At 56.1% G+C, this 18,753-nt stretch carries 21 protein-coding genes and 1 other RNA gene; 14 read left to right on the forward strand and 8 right to left on the reverse strand.

Features of this window, described 5'->3' with window-relative positions; translation table 11 throughout:
- Window positions 1–9: 9 nt before the first annotated feature.
- The 5 genes from BY447_RS07925 to uxaC all read right to left on the reverse strand — a co-directional run bounded on the left by BY447_RS07925 (window position 10) and on the right by uxaC (window position 5,197).
- Complete coding sequence (locus BY447_RS07925; protein WP_110330918.1) at window positions 10–318, reverse strand: CcdB family protein; 309 nt, start codon at window positions 316–318, stop codon at window positions 10–12.
- On the reverse strand, window positions 318–557 hold the full coding sequence (locus BY447_RS07930) for a type II toxin-antitoxin system CcdA family antitoxin (RefSeq protein WP_013359125.1): 240 nt from the start codon (window positions 555–557) through the stop codon (window positions 318–320). Before BY447_RS07930 ends, BY447_RS07925 begins: the two co-directional genes overlap by 1 nt.
- Window positions 558–835: 278 nt before the next feature.
- A complete protein-coding gene (locus tag BY447_RS07935; RefSeq protein WP_033784086.1) occupies window positions 836–2,326 on the reverse strand; it encodes a UxaA family hydrolase in 1,491 nt (496 codons plus the stop codon).
- Window positions 2,327–2,330: 4 nt separating this feature from the next.
- Window positions 2,331–3,779 (reverse strand): tagaturonate reductase, encoded by a 1,449-nt coding sequence (locus BY447_RS07940; protein ID WP_110330919.1) that lies wholly within the window; start codon window positions 3,777–3,779, stop codon window positions 2,331–2,333.
- Window positions 3,780–3,781: 2 nt separating this feature from the next.
- Entirely contained in the window at window positions 3,782–5,197 is a 1,416-nt protein-coding gene (gene uxaC, locus BY447_RS07945; protein WP_110330920.1) for a glucuronate isomerase, read from the reverse strand.
- Window positions 5,198–5,597: 400 nt separating this feature from the next.
- Between uxaC and BY447_RS07950 the strand changes: the two genes are divergently transcribed.
- The 10 genes from BY447_RS07950 (at window position 5,598) to BY447_RS07995 (ending at window position 12,365) form a co-directional block, all read left to right on the forward strand.
- The gene (locus BY447_RS07950; protein ID WP_095706629.1) at window positions 5,598–6,902 is read left to right on the forward strand and encodes an MFS transporter; all 1,305 of its coding nucleotides are present in this window, start codon (window positions 5,598–5,600) and stop codon (window positions 6,900–6,902) included.
- A gap of 86 nt (window positions 6,903–6,988) precedes the next feature.
- Window positions 6,989–7,765, forward strand: coding sequence for a transcriptional regulator ExuR (gene exuR, locus BY447_RS07955; RefSeq protein ID WP_013359130.1), 777 nt, complete (start codon window positions 6,989–6,991; stop codon window positions 7,763–7,765).
- 323 nt (window positions 7,766–8,088) lie between these two features.
- Complete coding sequence (locus BY447_RS07960) at window positions 8,089–8,763, forward strand: DedA family protein (protein ID WP_003850219.1); 675 nt, start codon at window positions 8,089–8,091, stop codon at window positions 8,761–8,763.
- A complete protein-coding gene (gene mzrA, locus BY447_RS07965) occupies window positions 8,763–9,110 on the forward strand; it encodes an EnvZ/OmpR regulon moderator MzrA (RefSeq protein WP_013359131.1) in 348 nt (115 codons plus the stop codon). The genes BY447_RS07960 and mzrA overlap by 1 nt, the downstream gene beginning before the upstream one ends.
- A gap of 190 nt (window positions 9,111–9,300) precedes the next feature.
- A complete protein-coding gene (locus tag BY447_RS07970; protein ID WP_146210989.1) occupies window positions 9,301–9,675 on the forward strand; it encodes a DUF1090 domain-containing protein in 375 nt (124 codons plus the stop codon).
- Window positions 9,676–9,710: 35 nt separating this feature from the next.
- Window positions 9,711–10,016, forward strand: a complete 306-nt coding sequence (locus BY447_RS07975) for a DUF883 family protein (protein WP_033733985.1) — start codon at window positions 9,711–9,713, stop codon at window positions 10,014–10,016.
- Window positions 10,017–10,018: 2 nt separating this feature from the next.
- The gene (locus BY447_RS07980; RefSeq protein ID WP_033733987.1) at window positions 10,019–10,414 is read left to right on the forward strand and encodes a phage holin family protein; all 396 of its coding nucleotides are present in this window, start codon (window positions 10,019–10,021) and stop codon (window positions 10,412–10,414) included.
- Window positions 10,414–10,698, forward strand: coding sequence for a YqjK-like family protein (locus BY447_RS07985; protein ID WP_013359134.1), 285 nt, complete (start codon window positions 10,414–10,416; stop codon window positions 10,696–10,698). The genes BY447_RS07980 and BY447_RS07985 overlap by 1 nt, the downstream gene beginning before the upstream one ends.
- A 202-nt stretch (window positions 10,699–10,900) precedes the next feature.
- Entirely contained in the window at window positions 10,901–11,314 is a 414-nt protein-coding gene (locus tag BY447_RS07990; protein ID WP_013359135.1) for a DoxX family protein, read from the forward strand.
- A 76-nt stretch (window positions 11,315–11,390) separates the two neighbouring features.
- Window positions 11,391–12,365: a glutathione S-transferase family protein gene (locus tag BY447_RS07995; protein ID WP_110330921.1), complete on the forward strand. Its 975-nt coding sequence runs from the start codon at window positions 11,391–11,393 to the stop codon at window positions 12,363–12,365.
- A gap of 658 nt (window positions 12,366–13,023) precedes the next feature.
- On the opposite strand, the gene rnpB is transcribed toward BY447_RS07995, so the two are convergent.
- An RNA gene (rnpB, locus tag BY447_RS08000) (RNase P RNA component class A) lies at window positions 13,024–13,402 on the reverse strand.
- Between the two features lie 33 nt (window positions 13,403–13,435).
- The gene (rsmI, locus tag BY447_RS08005; RefSeq protein ID WP_098052308.1) at window positions 13,436–14,302 is read right to left on the reverse strand and encodes a 16S rRNA (cytidine(1402)-2'-O)-methyltransferase; all 867 of its coding nucleotides are present in this window, start codon (window positions 14,300–14,302) and stop codon (window positions 13,436–13,438) included.
- 62 nt (window positions 14,303–14,364) lie between these two features.
- Between rsmI and BY447_RS08010 the strand changes: the two genes are divergently transcribed.
- The 4 genes from BY447_RS08010 to dolP are packed head-to-tail and all read left to right on the forward strand — an operon-like array spanning window position 14,365 to window position 17,937.
- Window positions 14,365–16,395: a penicillin-binding protein activator gene (locus BY447_RS08010; protein WP_110330922.1), complete on the forward strand. Its 2,031-nt coding sequence runs from the start codon at window positions 14,365–14,367 to the stop codon at window positions 16,393–16,395.
- Window positions 16,353–16,748 (forward strand): YraN family protein, encoded by a 396-nt coding sequence (locus BY447_RS08015; protein ID WP_013359139.1) that lies wholly within the window; start codon window positions 16,353–16,355, stop codon window positions 16,746–16,748. Before BY447_RS08010 ends, BY447_RS08015 begins: the two co-directional genes overlap by 43 nt.
- Before the next feature lie 14 nt (window positions 16,749–16,762).
- Window positions 16,763–17,350, forward strand: coding sequence for a DnaA initiator-associating protein DiaA (diaA, locus tag BY447_RS08020; RefSeq protein ID WP_003855538.1), 588 nt, complete (start codon window positions 16,763–16,765; stop codon window positions 17,348–17,350).
- Window positions 17,351–17,364: 14 nt separating this feature from the next.
- A complete protein-coding gene (gene dolP, locus BY447_RS08025; RefSeq protein WP_008925774.1) occupies window positions 17,365–17,937 on the forward strand; it encodes a division/outer membrane stress-associated lipid-binding lipoprotein in 573 nt (190 codons plus the stop codon).
- A 62-nt stretch (window positions 17,938–17,999) separates the two neighbouring features.
- On the opposite strand, the gene BY447_RS08030 is transcribed toward dolP, so the two are convergent.
- Complete coding sequence (locus BY447_RS08030; RefSeq protein ID WP_107320127.1) at window positions 18,000–18,704, reverse strand: pirin family protein; 705 nt, start codon at window positions 18,702–18,704, stop codon at window positions 18,000–18,002.
- Between the last annotated feature and the right edge of the window lie 49 nt (window positions 18,705–18,753).

Consider the following 18,753-nt stretch of genomic DNA (forward strand, 5'->3'; position numbering starts at 1 on the left):
AGTAAGGTTTCAGATACCATCAAACAGAAAATCGAGGGCAGATTTTATCACCACCGCCTGACCGCTGATGTTCTCCACGTCTTCGCGTAGCGCCTTTTCCGGTAAACTCGCCATTTCGTGGGTCATCATCACGTATTTTTGCCCCTCTATGACCAGAATTGGCGTTAGCCGTTCAGCACGTGGCCCTTTGTAGTTCTCATGCGGGAACAGAGGAATAGCCATCCGGGTTTTCCGCCGGCCAATGATGTCGCTCTGAACGTCCAAAACTAATGGGTATATCTCCGCCTTCCCGGTGTTCCTGTAAACGTCAAACTGCATCAGAACGTCCTGTGTTCGTCAGAGAAAAGGCCATGCTCGTCACTGAGCTGGTTCAGATAGTCGATAGCGTCCGCGTTTTCATGTTTCCAGCGTTCTGCTGCGAGAGATTTCAGCTCTGCGCGCACCGCTTTAGCAAGTGTCTGAGAGAAGTTAATCCCTGCTTCACGCGCTTCCAGGGCCAGTTTCGTGTCGATAGTGACGTTGATGTTTTTTGTTGGTTTTGTGGCTACTTCACCCATATAAACCTCCAGCGTGCGTATTGATGTGGGTAGACTACGCACATCAATAGCTCGCAAACAAGGAAAATTAAGCCCAGGCGATCGAAAAGATGTTTCTTTGTGTCTGACATTCTCTTCGCCTTAAAGCGCAGGGAATACGGGCAGAGCAGGATAAGCGGTCCGCCCCCCGGATAAAAACGCCATGAGCATTTTTTGAACAACGCAAAACGTGGGTCCTGCAACCGGCCAGATTTTATCAACGATTTGAAACGACCCGCACTCTGGCGGGTCGTTTTTGTTTAGAGCGTCACACCGCTTTTGAAAATCGCCAGCTCGCGGAAATCGTTTTTCTCATTGTTGGTCTGCTGACCGCTGGCAATCGCCACAATGCTGTCGACAAAATCTTCCAGCATCGCATCCATGCTCATTCCCTCGATCAACCGTCCGGCATTAAAGTCGATCCAGTGCGGCTTTTTCTCCGCCAGCGGCGTGTTGGTCGCCAGCTTCACCGTCGGCACAAATCCCCCATACGGCGTGCCGCGTCCGGTACTGAACAGCACCATATGGCAACCGGCTCCGGCCAGCGCACTGGTGGCAACTGCATCATTACCCGGTGCGCTCAACAGATTCAGCCCCGGCGTTTTTAACCGCTCGCCATACTTCAGCACATCGACCACCTGGCTCTGTCCTGCTTTCTGGGTACAGCCCAGCGACTTCTCTTCCAGCGTGGTGATGCCGCCCGCTTTGTTGCCCGGTGACGGGTTCTCGTAGATCGGCTGCTGGTGATCGATAAAGTACTGTTTAAAGTCGTTGATCATCGCCACCGTTTTGCTGAAGGTCTCTTCGTCGCGGCAGCGGCTCATCAGAATCCGCTCTGCGCCAAACATCTCCGGCACTTCGGTCAGCACGGTGGTGCCGCCATTGGCGATCATCTGGTCTGAGAAACGCCCCAGCAGCGGGTTGGCGGTGATGCCAGAAAAACCGTCTGAGCCGCCGCACTCCAGACCAAACTTCAGCTCGCTGAGCTTGCCCGGCTCGCGCCGGTCGTGGCGCATTTTTTCATACAACGCATGCAGACGCTCCAGCCCGGCTTCCACCTCATCATCGTGCTGCTGGCAGACCATAAATTCGACCCGGTCACTTTCGAACGCGCCAAGCGTATCGCGGAAGGCATCGACCTGATTGTTCTCACAACCCAGACCAATCACCAGCACCGCGCCCGCGTTGGGATGGCGCACCATATTCTGCAGCATGGTGCGGGTATTTTCGTGGTCCTGCCCCAGCTGCGAGCAGCCGAAGGTGTGGCTGAACAGGAATGCACCATCAATGCCTTCTGCCTCCTGGGTCTCTTTCAGGAAACGCTGCAGGATCTGACGTGCAATCCCGTTGACGCAGCCAACGGTCGGCAGGATCCACAGCTCATTGCGGATGCCGACTTCGCCGTTAGCGCGACGGTAGATCTGCACCTCACGGTCACCCGGCTGCGGTGGCAGCGTCACAAAATCGGGCTGATACGCATAATGATCCAGATCGCTGAGATTAGTGCGGGCGTTCTGCGAATGGATGACCTCACCGGCGGCCACAGGTTGTGTGGCATGGGCAATTGGCAGCCCATATTTGATTACCAGCTCATCCTGCGCGATAGGCTTCAGGGCAAATTTATGCCCGCGTCCCACGGCCTGTTGCAGCGCCACGCTCAGTGGCGGCAGCGCTATCGTGGCGCCCGCATCCAGGTCACGTAACGCCACGGCGACGTTGTCGCGGGGATCAATTTTGATTGCATCTTGCATAGCGTTATCTCAGTTGGCTCAGCGCCTCACGCATTCCGTGAGCGATGATATTTTGCAGGTGTCGGGTAACAACCGCAGCCAGTCCGGGCTGACGGGTTAAATCTTCGCCCCAGTGTTGCGCGTCGCTGAGCACAGCGTGCACCAGCTGTTGCGGCGACATCTGGTCCGCATCAACCGCTTTCCAGCCGTCGGCGTAGCGCTGTAGCCACTGCGGCTCATCCTGTAACGGCCAGCTTTTTCCGGCTGACTCACCGTGGTAGAAAGCAATCAGCGCCGCCAGCGCAAAGGTGATGTGTGTCGGCCATTCACCGGTTTGCTGATGTGCGGCAAGCAGTGGCGTCAGGAGACGGGTGCGGAATTTGGTCATGCCGTTGAGGGCAATCGACAGCAGCGCGTGACGAATGAACGGATTGCGGAAGCGCCGCTGAACCGCATCGGCAAAGGCGTGCAGTTCGTTTGTCGGCAGATCCAGCGTCGGGATCACTTCGTGACGCAGCAGGTTGTCCACAAATCCGGCAATGGCCGGATCGGCCATCGCCTCACCCACGCTCTCAATCCCGGCCAGAAACGCCACCGGCACCATCGCGGTATGCGCGCCATTAAGGATGGCCACTTTCTGCGCTTTATAGGGCGCAATGTCATCCACATGCCGGACCTGCGGCGACAGCGCCGCCAGCTTCAGCTCACTGAACAGCGCCGACGGCCCCTGAATCACAAACTGATAGTAGACTTCACCCGCCACCAGATAGCGATCTTCATAACCCAGCTCACGTTGCAGCTGCTCGCTTTCCGCCGGGAAGCCGGTAACGATGCGGTCCACTAGCGTGTTGTAGAAGGCACAGTGCTGATGAACCCAGGTTTTAAATTCGGATGGCAGATGCCACTGATCGGCGTAGCGCAGAACCAGATCGCGCAACGCGTCGCCGTTATGGTCAATCAGCTCGCACGGCACCACCAGCCAGCCCCGATCGCTGGCCCCATTGAAGTGTGAATAGCGCGCCCACAGCAGTTGCGTCAGTTTGCCCGGGAAGCTACTGGCAGGCTGATCGGTGAGCTGGTCCGTGCCGACAAAAGTGATGCCCGCCTCAGTGGTGTTGGAAAAGACCATACGCAGGTCAGGATTCCGGGCCAGCGCCATAAATTCGCCGAACTGCTGCCAGGGCTGGATTTCACGGTTGAGGCTGCGGATCAGCCGGGTTTCGCTGACCTGCTCGCCCTGATCGTTCAGTCCGCGGATCAGCGTGGTGTAGAGGCCATCCTGCTGGTTCAGGCTGTCGCTGACTTCACGGTTGCGCGGCCGCACCACCACGATCCCGGCGTCGGTGCCCTGATGTTCATTCAGCCAGTCAACCTGCCAGTCGATAAAGGCGCGCAGGAAATTACCTTCGCCAAACTGGATCACCCGGTCGCGATAGACTGCACCGGGAAAGTCGTGGCGGTTTAGCCTTTTCATTATCAGGCTCCCAGCTCGATACCGAAGTAATCGCGGGCATTGTTAAAGCAGATGTTCTGTACCATCTGACCTAACAGCGCTTCATCGGCGGGGGCTTCACCCTGCTCTACCCAGCGGCCAATCATCTGGCACAGCAAGCGGCGGAAATATTCGTGGCGGGTGTAGGAGAGGAAGCTGCGGCTGTCGGTCAGCATCCCGACGAAGCGGCTCAGCAGGCCAATCTGCGCCAGCTGCGTCATCTGACGCTGCATACCGTCCAGCTGATCGTTAAACCACCAGGCTGAACCGAACTGCATTTTGCCCGCCTGACCTTCGCCCTGGAAATTGCCCGCCATGGTGGCCAGCACTTCGTTGTCGCGCGGGTTCAGGCAGTAAAGAATGGTTTTTGGCAGCGCATTATTGAGATTCTGCGCACCCAGCAGGCGTGCCAGCGGTTCCGCCAGCGGCTGGTCGTTGATGGAATCAAAGCCCACATCCGGCCCCAGCAGCTGATACTGGCGCGGGTTGGTATTGCGCAGTGCGCCAATGTGGTACTGCTGTACCCAGCCACGGCGGGCATATTCGCTGCCCAGCCAGACCAGTACCGCCGTTTTAAACTGGGCCGTTTCCTGCGGGTTCGGCGCGGCACCGCTACGACGACGCGCCAGGATTGCATCCAGCGTGGCGTCATCCGCCTCGGCATAACAGACCACATCCAGCGCGTGATCGGAAACTTTACAGCCGTGAGCCGCAAAGTGATCCAGCCGCTGATATAGTGCGCGGCGCAGATCGTCAAAACGCTGCACGCTGATGTCGGTCAGCTGCTCCAGCGTCGCGATCCACGGCAGGAAGGTGTCGGCTTCGATATTAAAGGCTTTATCCGGACGCCAGCTCGGCAGCACCTTGACGCTGAAGCTGGCATCGTCTGCCAGTACGCGGTGATGGCGCAGGTCATCCAGTGGATCGTCGGTGGTGCCGACCATCTTCACCTTCATCTGCTGCATGATGCCGCGCGTGGTAAAGCTATCCTGCGCCAGCAGTTCATTGCAGCGATGCCAGATGCTGTCGGCGGTTTTCTCAGAAAGTAGCGTATCGGTAATGCCGAAAGGCCGGCGTAATTCCAGGTGGGTCCAGTGATAAAGCGGGTTGCCGATGGTGTGCGGCACGGTGCGTGCCCAGGCATCAAATTTTTCACGATCGCTGGCGTTACCGGTACAGAACGCTTCAGCCACACCGTTGGCGCGCATTGCTCGCCATTTGTAGTGATCGCCCTTCAGCCAGATGTCATAAAGGTTAGCAAAACGATAGTTTTCGGCAATCTGCTGCGGCGGTAAGTGGCAGTGATAGTCGAAAATCGGCTGATCCTTCGCGTAGTCGTGATAGAGACGACGGGCGAATTCGCTATCCAGTAAAAAATCTTCGGTCATGAAACGTGACATACAAGCTTCCTCATCGACTGAACCACTGATGGCCCAAAGTTATCATACCAATTTTAGTCCGTTACGGATTTATTTGCGATCCTGCTCACATAAACGGCGGTCCCTGACTGCCGTTATGGACGTTTCTGTCGCCCGCAGCGCGCTAAATGGCTGTCATTACGCAGGTTTCCATTATCCCACAGTGCAGAAAGGGTTTTTGTGATGGCTCTCAACTTTTAAAGTTGTATAACAAGTTAGGCTCTCGCTCCATCATGAGGTCGTTAGAGACTCAGATAACGGCAAGGTCATAACAGGGTTGCTCACACAGAACCTGCGGGCGTGAGCAGAGCTGCATCACGTGCTGTCCCGCTCCAGATAACAACAGCGGCAAGACCGCATACAGAACTGGAAGAGGTAGAGGATGCGTAAGATCAAAGGGTTACGCTGGTACATGATTGGACTGGTGACGATCGGCACAGTGTTGGGATATCTGACCCGTAACACCATTGCCGTGGCGGCTCCGACATTAATGTCAGAGCTGCATATCACCACGCAGCAGTACTCCTACATCATTGCGGCCTATTCAGCCTGCTACACGCTGATGCAGCCGGTGGCGGGTTATGTGCTGGATCTTCTCGGCACCAAAGTCGGCTATGCCATGTTTGCCGTGTTGTGGGCAATATTCTGTGCCGCAACCGCGATGGCAGGCAGCTGGGGCGGCCTGGCTCTGGCACGTGGCGCCGTCGGCGCAGCTGAAGCAGCGATGATTCCGGCTGGACTGAAGGCAAGCAGTGAGTGGTTCCCGGCCAAAGAGCGTTCCGTCGCAGTGGGTTATTTTAATGTCGGTTCGTCTATCGGGGCGATGCTGGCTCCGCCGCTGGTGGTCTGGGCGATCGTGGCGCACAGCTGGCAGATGGCCTTTATCATGACCGGCGTACTGAGCATGGCCTGGGCGCTCTGCTGGCTGGTGTTTTACAAGCACCCGAAACAGCAGAAGAAGCTGAGCGATGAAGAGCGCGACTATATTCTCTCCGGTCAGGAAGCGCAGCATCAGACCGGCAACACCCGCAAAATGTCGGCCCTGCAGATTATCCGTAACCGCCAGTTCTGGGGCATTGCCCTGCCGCGTTTTCTGGCAGAACCGGCATGGGGTACGTTCAACGCCTGGATTCCGCTGTTCATGTTCAAGGTGTACGGCTTCAACCTGAAAGAGATTGCGATGTTCGCCTGGATGCCGATGCTGTTTGCGGATTTCGGCTGCATTCTGGGTGGCTATCTGCCGCCGCTGTTTCAGCGCTGGTTCGGCGTTAACCTGATCGTCTCCCGTAAGCTGGTGGTGACAATGGGTGCAGTGTTAATGATAGCGCCGGGCACCATCGGGCTGTTCACCAGTCCTTACGTCGCCATTGGTCTGCTGTGCGTCGGCGGGTTTGCGCATCAGGCCCTCTCTGGCGCGCTGATCACCCTGTCGTCAGACGTTTTTGGCCGCAACGAAGTTGCGACAGCTAACGGCTTAACCGGCATGGCCGCCTGGACCGCCAGCACCCTATTTGCGCTGGTCGTCGGCGCCCTGGCCGATACGCTGGGCTTCAGCCCGCTGTTTGCCGCACTGGCGGTGTTTGATCTGCTGGGTGCCGTTGTTATCTGGACGGTCCTGAAAAATAAACCGATTTCAGAGCTGAATACTGAAGCGGTTATTCCACAAGCTAGCATTGTTCGCAGTTAATCTGCCGGGCTGGCTTGCGCCAGCCCATTTCCTCGCACGCCCTGAAGTGGTATAACAACTTATCTGTCTGCTACCAGGATTGTGCTATGGACATCACTGAATCCCGTCGACTCTATCAACAGCTGGCCAGCGAGCTGAAAAGCCGCATTGAAACCGGAATCTATCCGGTGGGTGACAAACTGCCTGCTGAGCGCCTGATTGCCGAAGAGATGGAAGTGAGCCGTACCGTCGTCCGCGAAGCGATCATCATGCTGGAAGTGGAAGGCTATGTTGAGGTCCGTAAAGGTTCAGGCATTCACGTCATTGCCAGCCAGCAGCAGAATCGTATCGCCGCCACCAGCAGCCAGCTCGAGTTTGCCACCTTTGGTCCGTTTGAATTACTTCAGGCGCGCCAGCTGATTGAGAGTAACGTGGCGGAATTCGCTGCCACCCAGGTAACGCGTCAGGACATTATCGATCTGATGGCGATACAGGAAAAAGCCCGCCAGGAGGATCACTTCCGCGACTCCGAGTGGGACATGCAGTTTCATGTGCGTATTGCGCAATCCACCCAGAACAGTGCCTTAGCCGCCATCGTTGAAAAAATGTGGCTGCATCGTCTGCACAATCCCTACTGGCTTAAACTTCACGAACATATCGACCAGCGCAGCATTCTCAGCTGGTGCGACGACCACGATCAGATTCTTAAAGCGCTGATGCGTAAAGATCCCGCCGCCAGCAAACTGGCGATGTGGCAACATCTGGAAAATACTAAACAGATGCTGTTTAACGCGACGGCGGATGATTTTGAATTTAACGTGGATCGTTACATGTTTGGTGAAAATCCGGTCATCCTGCCTGATGGGTCCAATAACGCCCGCTAAACGTGCCTGAAAACCCCCTGAGATGGTCAGTTAATCTGCAATAGTGTCAGGTCATGTAAAGCTCCTTTTTACACGCCGTTTCACAAGGTAAAACTCCTGTTCGCCAGAGAGTTTTCCTGTCTCAGACAGGCGATTTTTGTTACAGTTATCGCCCTTTTATTACCCTTTGCGACAGGGTTTTATAAAGTCGCTGATTTAACAATCAATTCTGGAAGGATCCGGAAAACCCCGCCCAGGCTGCGCTCCTAAAATTTATAACGAAATGCCGGTCTGCGTTTAAGTCCCTGTGGGACATGTTTAACAATGATGTTCAGGAATGATTGATGGATATTTTGCAAGCGTTGCTGCATGCCCTGTGGCAACAGGACTACGAAACCCTCTCCGACCCCACGCTGGTATGGGCCATTTACGGCGTGCTGTTCATGATTTTGTTTTTAGAAAATGGCCTGCTTCCTGCCGCATTTCTGCCGGGTGACAGTCTGCTGATTCTGGTCGGCGTTCTGATTGCCAAAGGCACCATGAGTTTCCCATTAACGATTCTGGTTTTAACCACCGGAGCCAGCCTCGGCTGCTGGGTGAGCTACATTCAGGGCCGCTGGCTGGGCAATACGCCTACGGTACAGAAATGGCTCTCTCACCTTCCCGCCCAGTATCATCTGCGCGCGCACAGCATGTTCCACCGTCACGGCTTATCTGCCCTGTTGATTGGCCGCTTTATCGCCTTTGTGCGAACGCTGCTGCCGACCATCGCCGGGTTATCAGGCCTCAGCAATGCCCGCTTTCAGTTCTTCAACTGGGTGAGTGCTTTCCTCTGGGTAGTCATTCTGACCGTTATCGGCTTTGCGCTGGGTAAAACCCCCATTTTCCGTCGTTATGAAGATGAGATGATGTTCTTCCTGATGATGCTGCCACTGGCGCTACTGGTCTTTGGCCTGGTGGGATCGCTGGTCGTGTTATGGCGTAAGCGTCAGGCGAATCAGAACGGGAAAGCCGAGTAATGAAACTGCTGCAGGCTATTCCTAAACGGTGGATACCGTGGTTGATTGCTGGCGCGCTTGCGCTGACCGCGCTTTGTGTGGTTCCTCCTCTGATGCAGCACGAGACGGTGGTGCAGATTCGGGTTTCTCATGCTGGCGCAACGCTGCCTGATGGCTTTTATCTCTATCAGCAATTAAGCGCGCAGGGTATCCGTATCAAAAGCATCACACCGGCGGGTGACGCACTGATCATTCATTTTGACAGCGAAGAGCAGAGTCTGGCGGCGCAAAAAGTATTACGCCGCCTGCTGCCACAGGGCTTTATCGTCGCTCAGCACGATCACGCTCAGCACCTCTCTCTGGCGTAATCTGACCCTCTCTTTGCTTTCAGACCGCCGCAAAAGGGTGCGGCGGTCTGAAAGGCGCTCTATCTCCCGGTCTTCTTTGAACTTTTTACTATCGATGTCTATGCTTAACCGAGAGTCGATTTTCAGCACCTGCAGGCATAATGCCTGACGCGTGATGACGAATCAGGTCGCAATGGAAGGTTCAGGACCGATGAAATATCAAGTATTGCTGGGCGTCGCGCTGCTTTCGCTGTCGGGTTCGCTGCTGGCAGCAGAATCGCTTTGTGAACAGAAAGAACAGGATATTCAGCGTGAAATCGGGATGGCGCAGAAGCATAACAACCAGCGCCGGGTTAACGGCCTGGAGCGTGCGCTGACCGAAGTCCGGGCTGATTGCAGCGATAAAAAGCTGGAAGCCGCCCATCTGGAAAGAATTAATGCTCAGAAGCAGAAAGTGGCTGAGCGTGAGCACGCACTCAGGGAAGAGCGTGAAGAGGGCCATGACAGGGAGAAGATTGCCAAACGACAACAAAAACTGGATGAAGCGCGCCAGGAGCTGAAAAAGTTACAGGCGGAGCCCTATTAATCGGAATTAACCAACTGATGTTAAAGGAGTATTTTATGTCTAAAGACACATCATCGGAACATTTGCGTGCTGAACTGAAAAACCTTGCCGACACCCTGGAAGAAGTGCTGAGCAGCAGCACCGAAAAATCCAAAGGCGAGCTGGATAAACTTCGCAGTAAAGCGCGTGATGCGCTGGACAGCTCACGTGAGCGTCTGGGCGAATCAGGCGAGCGCATCGCAGCGACTACGCGCGAAGCGGCGCAGAAAGCCGAAGGCTACGTGCGTGAGAATCCATGGCATGGTGTGGGTATCGGTGCAGCGATTGGCGTCGCACTCGGCATGCTCATTTCGCGTCGCTAACCATGGCTGACTCACAGCAGAACCACGGCCCGGCTAAAGGGGTCATTAACATCGGCCAGCGTATCGTTACCACGCTGGTTGGCATGGTTGAGACACGCGTTCGTCTGGCAGTGGTGGAACTGGAGCATGAGAAAGCGAATCTGATACAGATGCTGTTGATGATTGGCCTGACAATGCTGTTCACTGCATTTGGTCTGATGAGCCTGATGGTTCTGATCATCTGGGCAGTCGATGCACAATATCGTCTGATGGCGATTGGCATCACGACCGGTACGCTGTTTTTGCTGGCGGTTATTTTCGGGCTCTGGACGCTTCACAAATCACGTCAGTCCACGCTGTTGCGCCATACGCGCAAAGAGCTGGAAACAGACCGTAATTTGCTTGAGGACCAGCGCTGATGAGCCGCCGCGAGCGTGAAGAACGCATCCATGAACTGCTTAAGCATGTGCAGCAGCAGCGGCTGGATTTAAGCGCTGCGCGGCGTGACTGGCTGGAAGGCACCGCCCACTACGATCGCGGCTGGTTTACTTTCCTCAGCTTACGTCGCTATCTGGCCATTGGCAGCAGCGCGCTCGCCGTTTACTCCATTCGCAGTCCGAGCAAGCTGTTACGCTGGGCGAAGCGGGGATTCGGTGCCTGGAGCACCTGGCGCATGATCAAGTCTGCTATGCCCCCGCGTTAATCCCGCTTAAAGCCGGTCCTGAAAAGGCCGGCTTTTCTTCTTCAGAATTTCTGAAGAACACTGACAGTATATCTCGCTTACAACCTTTCCACGCCGCGATTATCATCTCCAGCTATCAACCCAATGAATGCAGAACTGCTTTCAGCGGGCATAAACCCTGCGGGCAGCTTGCCCTGCATCCCTGATAGCGCTGGAGTAAATGATGAAAAAATTCGAAGACGTTGGTTTATTAGTGGCTCGTATCCTGATGCCAATCCTGTTCATTACGGCCGGCTGGGGCAAAATCACCGGTTATGCAGGTACTCAGCAATATATGGAAGCGATGGGCGTCCCTGGCTTTATGCTGCCACTGGTTATCCTGCTGGAGTTTGGCGGCGGTCTGGCGATTCTGTTTGGTTTCCTTACCCGTTTTACTGCCCTGTTCACTGCCGGCTTCACCATCCTGACCGCGTTTCTGTTTCACAGTAACTTCGCCGAAGGCGTAAACCAGCTGATGTTCATGAAGAACCTCTCTATCGCAGGTGGTTTCCTGGTGTTAGGTCTGGTCGGCCCGGGTGCATACAGCCTTGATCGCCTGATCAGCAAAAGAAAACCCCAGGCATCAATTGCGCGCTAATCTCACATAAAGCGTATTGCCACATATACTTAACAGGGCGGGGACATTTCCCCGCCCTGTTTGCATTGGAGCTATTATGGGACAGTTAATTGACGGTGTCTGGCATGACACCTGGTACGACACCAAATCTACCGGCGGACGTTTCAAGCGTTCAGAATCGGCTTTTCGCAACTGGGTAACGCCGGATGGCAGCGCCGGTCCGGTCGGTAAAGCGGGATTTGCCGCTGAGCGCGATCGCTATCATCTTTATGTCTCGCTGGCCTGCCCCTGGGCGCACCGCACGCTGCTGATGCGTCAGCTGAAAGGTCTGGACAGCATGATCGATGTCTCCGTGGTACATCCACTGATGCTGGAGAATGGCTGGACGTTCGATGACACCTTCCAGGATGCGACCGGCGATAAGCTCTACCAGAACGAGTTCCTTTATCAGCTCTATCTGCACGCCGACCCGCAATACAGTGGCCGCGTTACTGTGCCGGTATTGTGGGACAAGCAGCAGAACACCATCGTCAGCAATGAATCAGCGGATATCATCCGCATGTTCAACAGTGCGTTTGATGCGGTGGGCGCCCGTGCCGGTGACTACTATCCCGTTGCGCTGCGTGAAAAAATTGATGAGCTGAATGGCTGGATCTACGACACCGTGAATAACGGCGTCTATAAGTCGGGCTTCGCCACGTCGCAATCCGCGTACGATGAGGCTGTCACTGCGCTGTTTCATTCGCTGTCGCGCCTGGAGCAGGTCCTGGGCCAGCATCGCTATCTCACCGGCGATCAGCTGACCGAAGCGGATCTGCGTTTGTGGACCACGCTGGTGCGCTTTGATCCGGTCTATGTGACCCACTTCAAATGCGATCGTCACCGGATCGGTGATTACAGAAACCTCAGCGGTTTCCTGCGTGATATCTATCAGATGCCGGGCATGGCGGAGACAGTCAATCTGCCGCATATCCGTCATCACTACTACTGCAGCCACAAGACCATCAACCCGAGCGGCGTCATTTCGCTGGGCCCGGCGTTTGACTGGGATGAACCGCACGGCCGCGGTTAAATGTTGTTAGCGCCAAAAAGCAAAAACCCCGCCGAAGCGGAGTCTCTGGTAAAAGTCGACGCTGACCATTAAGCCGCATTCTTTTCATAGAGAGCGTCGTGGACAGTCATTCATCGCTGCCTGCACCAGGCCCACAAAAGCAAAAACCCCGCCGAAGCGGGGTTTATGGTAAAAAGTCGACGCTGACCGTTAAGCCGCGTTCTTTTCATAGAGAGCGTCGTGGACAGTCATTCATCGCTGCCTGCACCAGGCCCGCAAAAGCAAAAACCCCGCCGAAGCGGGGTTTCTGGTAAAAAGTCGACGCTGACCGTTAAGCCGCGTTCTTTTCATAGAGAGCGTCGTGGACAGTCATTCATCGCTGCCTGCAGCAGGCCCACAAAAGCAGAAACCCCGCCGAGGCGGGGTTTCTGGTAAAAAGTCGACGCTGACCGTTAAGCCGCGTTCTTTTCATAGAGAGCGTCGTGGACAGTCATTCATCGCTGCCTGCAGCAGGCCCGCAAAAGCAAAAACCCCGCCGAGGCGGGGTTTCTGGTAAAAAGTCGACGCTGACCGTTAAGCCGCGTTCTTTTCATAGAGAGCGTCGTGGACAGTCATTCATCGCTGCCTGCAGCAGGCCCGCAAAAGCAGAAACCCCGCCGAGGCGGGGTTTCTGGTAAAAAGTCGAAGCTGACCGTTAAGCCGGGTTCTGTCGTGGACAGTCATTCATCTAGGCCAGCAATCGCTCACTGGCTCAAGCAGCCTACCCGGGTTCAGTACGGGCCGTACCTTGTGAACCCCTATTTGGCCTTGCTCCGGGTGGAGTTTACCGTGCCACGAACTGTTGCCAGTCGCGCGGTGCGCTCTTACCGCACCCTTTCACCCTTACCTGATCCCATTTCTGGGCCATCGGCGGTTTGCTCTCTGTTGCACTGGTCGTAGGCTTGCGCCTCCCAGGCGTTACCTGGCACCCTGCCCTATGGAGCCCGGACTTTCCTCCCCTCTGCCCGTCTCCCCACAAGTGAGGACGACGACAAAGCGGCGACTGTCTGGTCAGCTTCGGCGCGGGATAATAGGACATTCGCCGGCATTTGTCACGCCTCTTGCTGCTCCAGCGCATACTTATAGAGGGCATTTTTCTTCACGCTGTGGATCTCAGCGGTCAGCGCAGCGGCGCGTTTCAGCGGCAGCTCTTTTTGCAGCAGCGCCAGCGTACGCAGCGCATCGGCCGGTAACGCGTCTTCGTCATCGACCTTGTGCCCTTCAACAATCAGCACCATTTCACCTTTACGACGATTCTCATCTTCTTTCACCCAGGCCAGCAGTTCGCCAACCGGTGCACCGTAAATTGACTCCCAGGTCTTGGTCAGCTCGCGCGCCAGCACGACGTAGCGTTCAGCCCCCAGCTCACTCACCATATCCTGCAGACTGTCGATCAGACGGTGGGTCGATTCATAAAAAATCAGCGTGCGTGGCTCCTGTACCAGCGCCCGCAGCGCATCGCAGCGGCCTTTGGTTTTGGCGGGCAGAAACCCTTCGTAACAGAAACGATCGGATGGCAGTCCTGCAGCACTTAACGCGGCAATGGCAGCACAGGCACCGGGCAGCGGCACCACACGAATACCCGCTTCACGGCAGCGACGTACCAGATGGTAGCCCGGATCGTTGATCAGCGGCGTGCCAGCATCGGAAACTAAGGCTATGCTTTGACCCTCCTGCAGCTTCGTTAACAGCAGTTCAGCCTTGTGCTGCTCGTTGTGGTCATGAAGTGAGAAGAGTCGCGCATTGATGGCGAAATGTTGTAGCAACAGCCCGGTATGACGTGTATCTTCCGCAGCGACCAGATCGACGCTCGAAAGCACCGTCAGCGCCCGCTGGGTGATATCACCCAAATTACCAATCGGGGTTGGAACGATGTAGAGCGTGCTGGCAGAAATCTCTGCCCGATCGAGTTGTTTCATTGTTTCATCCGAATTGCCGATTTAATATTGAGCATCTTGAAAAAAACATCACTGGATACAGTATGCTTCCTTCAAAAGTCGTTCGTCATAAAGCAGGACGCTTTCTGCCTGTCATTCTTGCTGGGCTGATTTTAGCCGCATGTAGCGGTCAGGGGCCGCAAACCTCAACCGTCAATATTCAGGGGCCAGTCACCGCCAGCTCCGCTTACTATCTGCAGCAAGCGCAGCAAAGCAGCGATGATAGCAAGACCGACTGGCAATTACTCGCAATCCGCGCCCTGTTGAAGGAAGGAAAGTATCCTGAGGCGACCCAGCAACTGAGCCAGTTGCCGCAGCAACTCTCTGAGACGCAGCAACAGGAATCCCTGCTGCTGAAAGCGCAATTGCTGATTTCACAGCAGAAAACCAAAGAGGCTGAACCGCTATTAGCTGCCGTGAAAACCGGTTCGCTGTCGCAGGATCAGCTGGCGCGTTATTACAGCCTGCAGATCGCCAGCGCCCAGGGTCGCCCTTCACTCTCACTGCTGCGCACCTATATTGCGCAGGAGCCGCTGCTGAAAGGCACCGATCATCAGGCCAACATTGACGCCACCTGGCAGACACTGACGCAGATGTCGCCGCAGGAGGCCAGCAACCTGGTGATTAATGCCGACGAAAATGTGCTGCAGGGCTGGCTCGATCTGCTCGCGGTCTGGCGCGCCAACGCGCAGGATGCGGAGATGCTGAAGTCAGCTATCAAAGACTGGCAGACCCGCTATCCACAGAACCCGGCGGCCAAAACGCTGCCGACGCAGCTAAGCCAGATGCAGAACTACACCAAAGCCTCAACCAGCATCATCGCGCTGTTGCTGCCGCTGAACGGCCAGGCGCAGGTGTTCGCGAATGCGATTCAGAAAGGCTTTAACGACGCGAAGAACGGCGTCTCCGCACCGGTCGCTCAGCCTGCTGCTGCCCAGCCTGCCGCTGCAGATGCGACGGCCAGCACGCAACCTGCCGCTGCAGCGGGATCGGCTGCCGATCCCATCAGCGCGCCGCAGCAGTCTGCTGACACCACAACACAACCTCAGTCACAGCCCCAGTCTCAGCCAGCTACTGCCGCACCGGCCAGCAACGCCCAGATTAAGGTCTATGACACCAGCAGCCAGCCTATTGAGCAGGTCATGCAGCAGGCTCAGCAGGATGGCGCGACTATCGTGGTCGGCCCGCTGCTGAAGAGCAACGTTGAAAAGGTCGCCAACAGCCAGACGCCACTGAATGTGCTTGCGCTCAATGAGCCGGAGAAGATCCAGAACCATCCGAATATCTGCTACTTTGCGCTTTCTCCTGAAGACGAAGCGCGCGATGCCGCGCACCATATCTGGGATCAGGGCAAACGCCAGCCGCTGTTGCTGGTGCCGCGCAGCGGACTGGGCGATCGCGTCACCAACGCTTTTGCTCAGGAGTGGCAGAAACTGGGTGGCAGCACCGTCATTCAGCAGCGATTTGGCTCGACATCTGAGCTGAAACAGGGCATCAACAGCGGTGCGGGCATCAGCTTATCGGGTACGCCGGTGAACGCTGCACCTGCTGAGCCGCAGGGTGTTTCGATTGCGGGCCTGACCATTCCGGCACCGCAACAGAGCACGCCAGATGTGGTCAGCACCAGCAGCGGTGGCGGCGTCGATGCGGTCTACATCGTCTCCACGCAGGATGAACTGCAGCTGATCAAGCCTATGATTGCCATGCGCACCGGCAGCCGCAGCAACATTTCGCTGTATGCCAGCTCGCGCAGCGCGCAGGCGGGTGCCGGCCCGGACTTCCGTCTGGAAATGGATGGCCTGCAGTTCAGCGATATTCCGCTGCTCTCCGGCAGCAACCCTGGCCTGATGCAGCAGACCTCAAAGTCATTCAATAATGACTACTCGCTGGTGCGTCTCTATGCCATGGGTATGGATGCCTGGACGCTGGCGAATCACTTCAACCAGATGCGTCAGTCTCCTGGCTTTACGCTGGATGGCAATACCGGCAAGCTCAGCGCCGACACGGATTGTGTGATCAACAGGAAGTTGACATGGAACCAGTATCGTCGGGGCGAAATCGCACCGGCCAACTAAATCGCCGTCAGATTGGTGCCGGGCATGAAGAAGATGCCCGGCGCTATCTGGAGCAGGCTGGCCTGATATGGGTCGCCAGCAATGTTCACTTTCGCAATGGTGAACTTGACCTGATTATGCGTGACGGGCACTGTTGGGTGTTTGTTGAAGTCCGCTACCGGCGCAATGCGCGTTATGGTGGCGCACTCGCCAGCGTTACCCGGAATAAACAACAAAAGCTGCTGCGCGCTGCCGCTCTCTGGCTGGCGCAACGCGGCGGCAGTTTTGAAACAGTGAATTGCCGTTTCGACATCATCGCCATTACCGGCAAGGCGCTCGAGTGGCTGCCGAATGCCTTTAATGCAGACGTTTAGAACCAGGTGGTCGTGTGCAGGAAAGAATTAAAGCGTGTTTTACCGAAAGTATTCAAACCCAGATTGCCGCAGCCGAGGCGTTGCCCGATGCTATCTCGCGCGCGGCTATGACGCTGGTACAGTCGCTACTGAATGGCAATAAAATCCTGAGCTGTGGTAACGGTGCTTCATCCGCCAATGCCCAGCATTTCGCCGCCAGCATGATCAACCGTTTTGAGACCGAACGCCCCAGCTTACCGGCGCTGGCCTTAAGTGCAGACAACGTGATGCTGACCGCGATTGGTAACGACCGTCTGCACGATGAAATCTATGCCAAGCAGGTGCGCGCACTGGGTCACGCAGGCGATGTGTTACTGGCTATCTCAACCCGGGGCAACACCCGCGACATCGTTAAGGCGGTAGAAGCGGCGGTAACACGCGATATGACTATCGTTGCGCTTACCGGGTATGATGGCGGAGAGCTCGCCGGACTGCTGGGTCCGCAGGATGTGGAAATCCGCATTCCGTCGCACCGCAGCGCCCGTATTCAGGAGATGCATATGCTCACCGTTAATTGCTTATGCGATCTGATCGATAACACTCTCTTTCCCCATCAGGAATGACCGAAGGAGCACGAATGAAAGCATTGAATGCTATAGCTATTCTGTTAACCGCCATGCTGCTGCAGGGCTGCGTTGCGGTTGTGGCTGGCGGCGCAGCGGTTGCCACCAAGACGGCGACCGATCCCCGCTCGGTAGGGACGCAGGTTGATGACGGCACCCTGGAGCTGCGCGTCACTAACGCGCTGGCAAAAGATCAGCAGATTAAAACCGATGCCCGCGTAGTCGCCACCGCCTATCAGGGCAAAGTGCTGCTGACCGGCCAGGCACCTTCGCAGGAGATCGCCAATCGTGCCAAACAGATCACCATGGGCGTTGATGGCGCAACCGAAGTCTACAACGAGATCCGCATCGGCCAGAAAGTGACGCTGGGCACCACGTCCTCCGACACCTGGATCACCACCAAAATTCGCTCGCAGCTGCTGGGCAGCGATCAGGTGAAATCCTCCAACGTGAAGGTGACGACAGAGAATGGCGAAGTGTTCCTGTTGGGTCTGGTGACGCAACAGGAAGCACAGGCCGCGGCCGATGTTGCCAGTCGCGTCAGTGGCGTGAAGCACGTCACCACCGCCTTTACCATGCTGAAGTAACCGATAAAAACGCAAAAAGGCGGCCCTGGCCGCCTTTTTTATTGCTTTTTTTTCAGACCGTTTCAGACCGGAATGTCGATAACCAGCGCGCGGGTCGCGGTTTTTGCAGTCAGCTGCAACTGCTTCTCTTCCTGCAAAAAGGCACCATCGCCACAGCCCAGCGTCTCCTGATGATCCGTGCCGGACATCGCCTCCAGCGAACCGTGAATCGACTGCAGATAGGCTCGCGGCCCCTGTATCGGCAGCGAGTAATGTTCGCCCGGTGCCAGCTCGACCTGATGGATCCACACCTGCTGACGCAGTTGCAGGCTGTCGTCCACGCCATCCGGCGAAGCAATCAGCTGAGACACGCGACCTTCCGTCAGGGCTATTTTCTGCATCCGCGGATTTTCGCGCTCCGGACAGGCGGCCAGCCAGAGCTGCATGCGCGTCAGCGGGCGATCTTTGCTCAGGTTAATTTCGGTGTAACTCACTCCGGGCTGAGCAGAGAGCAGCAGCGCTTCCCCTTCCCGCACGCTGATGGTGTTGCCTTCGCTGTCGCGGTATTCGGCTTCACCCTGCAGCACGATGTTCAGCACATCGACCTGAGGATAAGTGCGCGGCTGAAAAGCGGCACCCGGTGCCAGCACTTCCTGGTTCAGTACGCGCAGCGACGCGTAACCCATCAGTTTAGGATCAAAATAGTGGCCAAAAGAGAAACTGTAGCGGCCCTGCAACCAGCCGAAATCGGCCTGGCCACAGGCGGACGCACTGCGTGTCGTTATCATTATTTACCTCCGGCATCCGGTGACGAGGATCGGCCACGGACTTTATGCA

Source organism: Pantoea sp. JKS000250, from assembly GCF_003201065.1.
In the GTDB taxonomy this organism is placed as follows: domain Bacteria; phylum Pseudomonadota; class Gammaproteobacteria; order Enterobacterales; family Enterobacteriaceae; genus Pantoea; species Pantoea vagans.

Excerpts from the sequence above, each read along its gene's own strand:
- BY447_RS08015 (WP_013359139.1), top strand. The coding sequence starts at position 16,353 with ATGGAACCAGTATCGTCGGGGCGAAATCGCACCGGCCAACTAAATCGC.
- BY447_RS07985 (WP_013359134.1), top strand. The coding sequence starts at position 10,414 with ATGAGCCGCCGCGAGCGTGAAGAACGCATCCATGAACTGCTTAAGCAT.
- BY447_RS07990 (WP_013359135.1), top strand. The coding sequence starts at position 10,901 with ATGAAAAAATTCGAAGACGTTGGTTTATTAGTGGCTCGTATCCTGATG.
- BY447_RS07960 (WP_003850219.1), top strand. The coding sequence starts at position 8,089 with ATGGATATTTTGCAAGCGTTGCTGCATGCCCTGTGGCAACAGGACTAC.
- BY447_RS07975 (WP_033733985.1), top strand. The coding sequence starts at position 9,711 with ATGTCTAAAGACACATCATCGGAACATTTGCGTGCTGAACTGAAAAAC.
- BY447_RS07980 (WP_033733987.1), top strand. The coding sequence starts at position 10,019 with ATGGCTGACTCACAGCAGAACCACGGCCCGGCTAAAGGGGTCATTAAC.
- BY447_RS07950 (WP_095706629.1), top strand. The coding sequence starts at position 5,598 with ATGCGTAAGATCAAAGGGTTACGCTGGTACATGATTGGACTGGTGACG.
- BY447_RS07925 (WP_110330918.1), bottom strand. The coding sequence starts at position 318 with ATGCAGTTTGACGTTTACAGGAACACCGGGAAGGCGGAGATATACCCA.
- BY447_RS07935 (WP_033784086.1), bottom strand. The coding sequence starts at position 2,326 with ATGCAAGATGCAATCAAAATTGATCCCCGCGACAACGTCGCCGTGGCG.
- uxaC (WP_110330920.1), bottom strand. The coding sequence starts at position 5,197 with ATGTCACGTTTCATGACCGAAGATTTTTTACTGGATAGCGAATTCGCC.
- BY447_RS08010 (WP_110330922.1), top strand. The coding sequence starts at position 14,365 with ATGCTTCCTTCAAAAGTCGTTCGTCATAAAGCAGGACGCTTTCTGCCT.
- BY447_RS07930 (WP_013359125.1), bottom strand. The coding sequence starts at position 557 with ATGGGTGAAGTAGCCACAAAACCAACAAAAAACATCAACGTCACTATC.
- exuR (WP_013359130.1), top strand. The coding sequence starts at position 6,989 with ATGGACATCACTGAATCCCGTCGACTCTATCAACAGCTGGCCAGCGAG.
- rsmI (WP_098052308.1), bottom strand. The coding sequence starts at position 14,302 with ATGAAACAACTCGATCGGGCAGAGATTTCTGCCAGCACGCTCTACATC.
- BY447_RS08030 (WP_107320127.1), bottom strand. The coding sequence starts at position 18,704 with ATGATAACGACACGCAGTGCGTCCGCCTGTGGCCAGGCCGATTTCGGC.
- BY447_RS07995 (WP_110330921.1), top strand. The coding sequence starts at position 11,391 with ATGGGACAGTTAATTGACGGTGTCTGGCATGACACCTGGTACGACACC.
- BY447_RS07940 (WP_110330919.1), bottom strand. The coding sequence starts at position 3,779 with ATGAAAAGGCTAAACCGCCACGACTTTCCCGGTGCAGTCTATCGCGAC.
- mzrA (WP_013359131.1), top strand. The coding sequence starts at position 8,763 with ATGAAACTGCTGCAGGCTATTCCTAAACGGTGGATACCGTGGTTGATT.
- dolP (WP_008925774.1), top strand. The coding sequence starts at position 17,365 with ATGAAAGCATTGAATGCTATAGCTATTCTGTTAACCGCCATGCTGCTG.
- BY447_RS07970 (WP_146210989.1), top strand. The coding sequence starts at position 9,301 with ATGAAATATCAAGTATTGCTGGGCGTCGCGCTGCTTTCGCTGTCGGGT.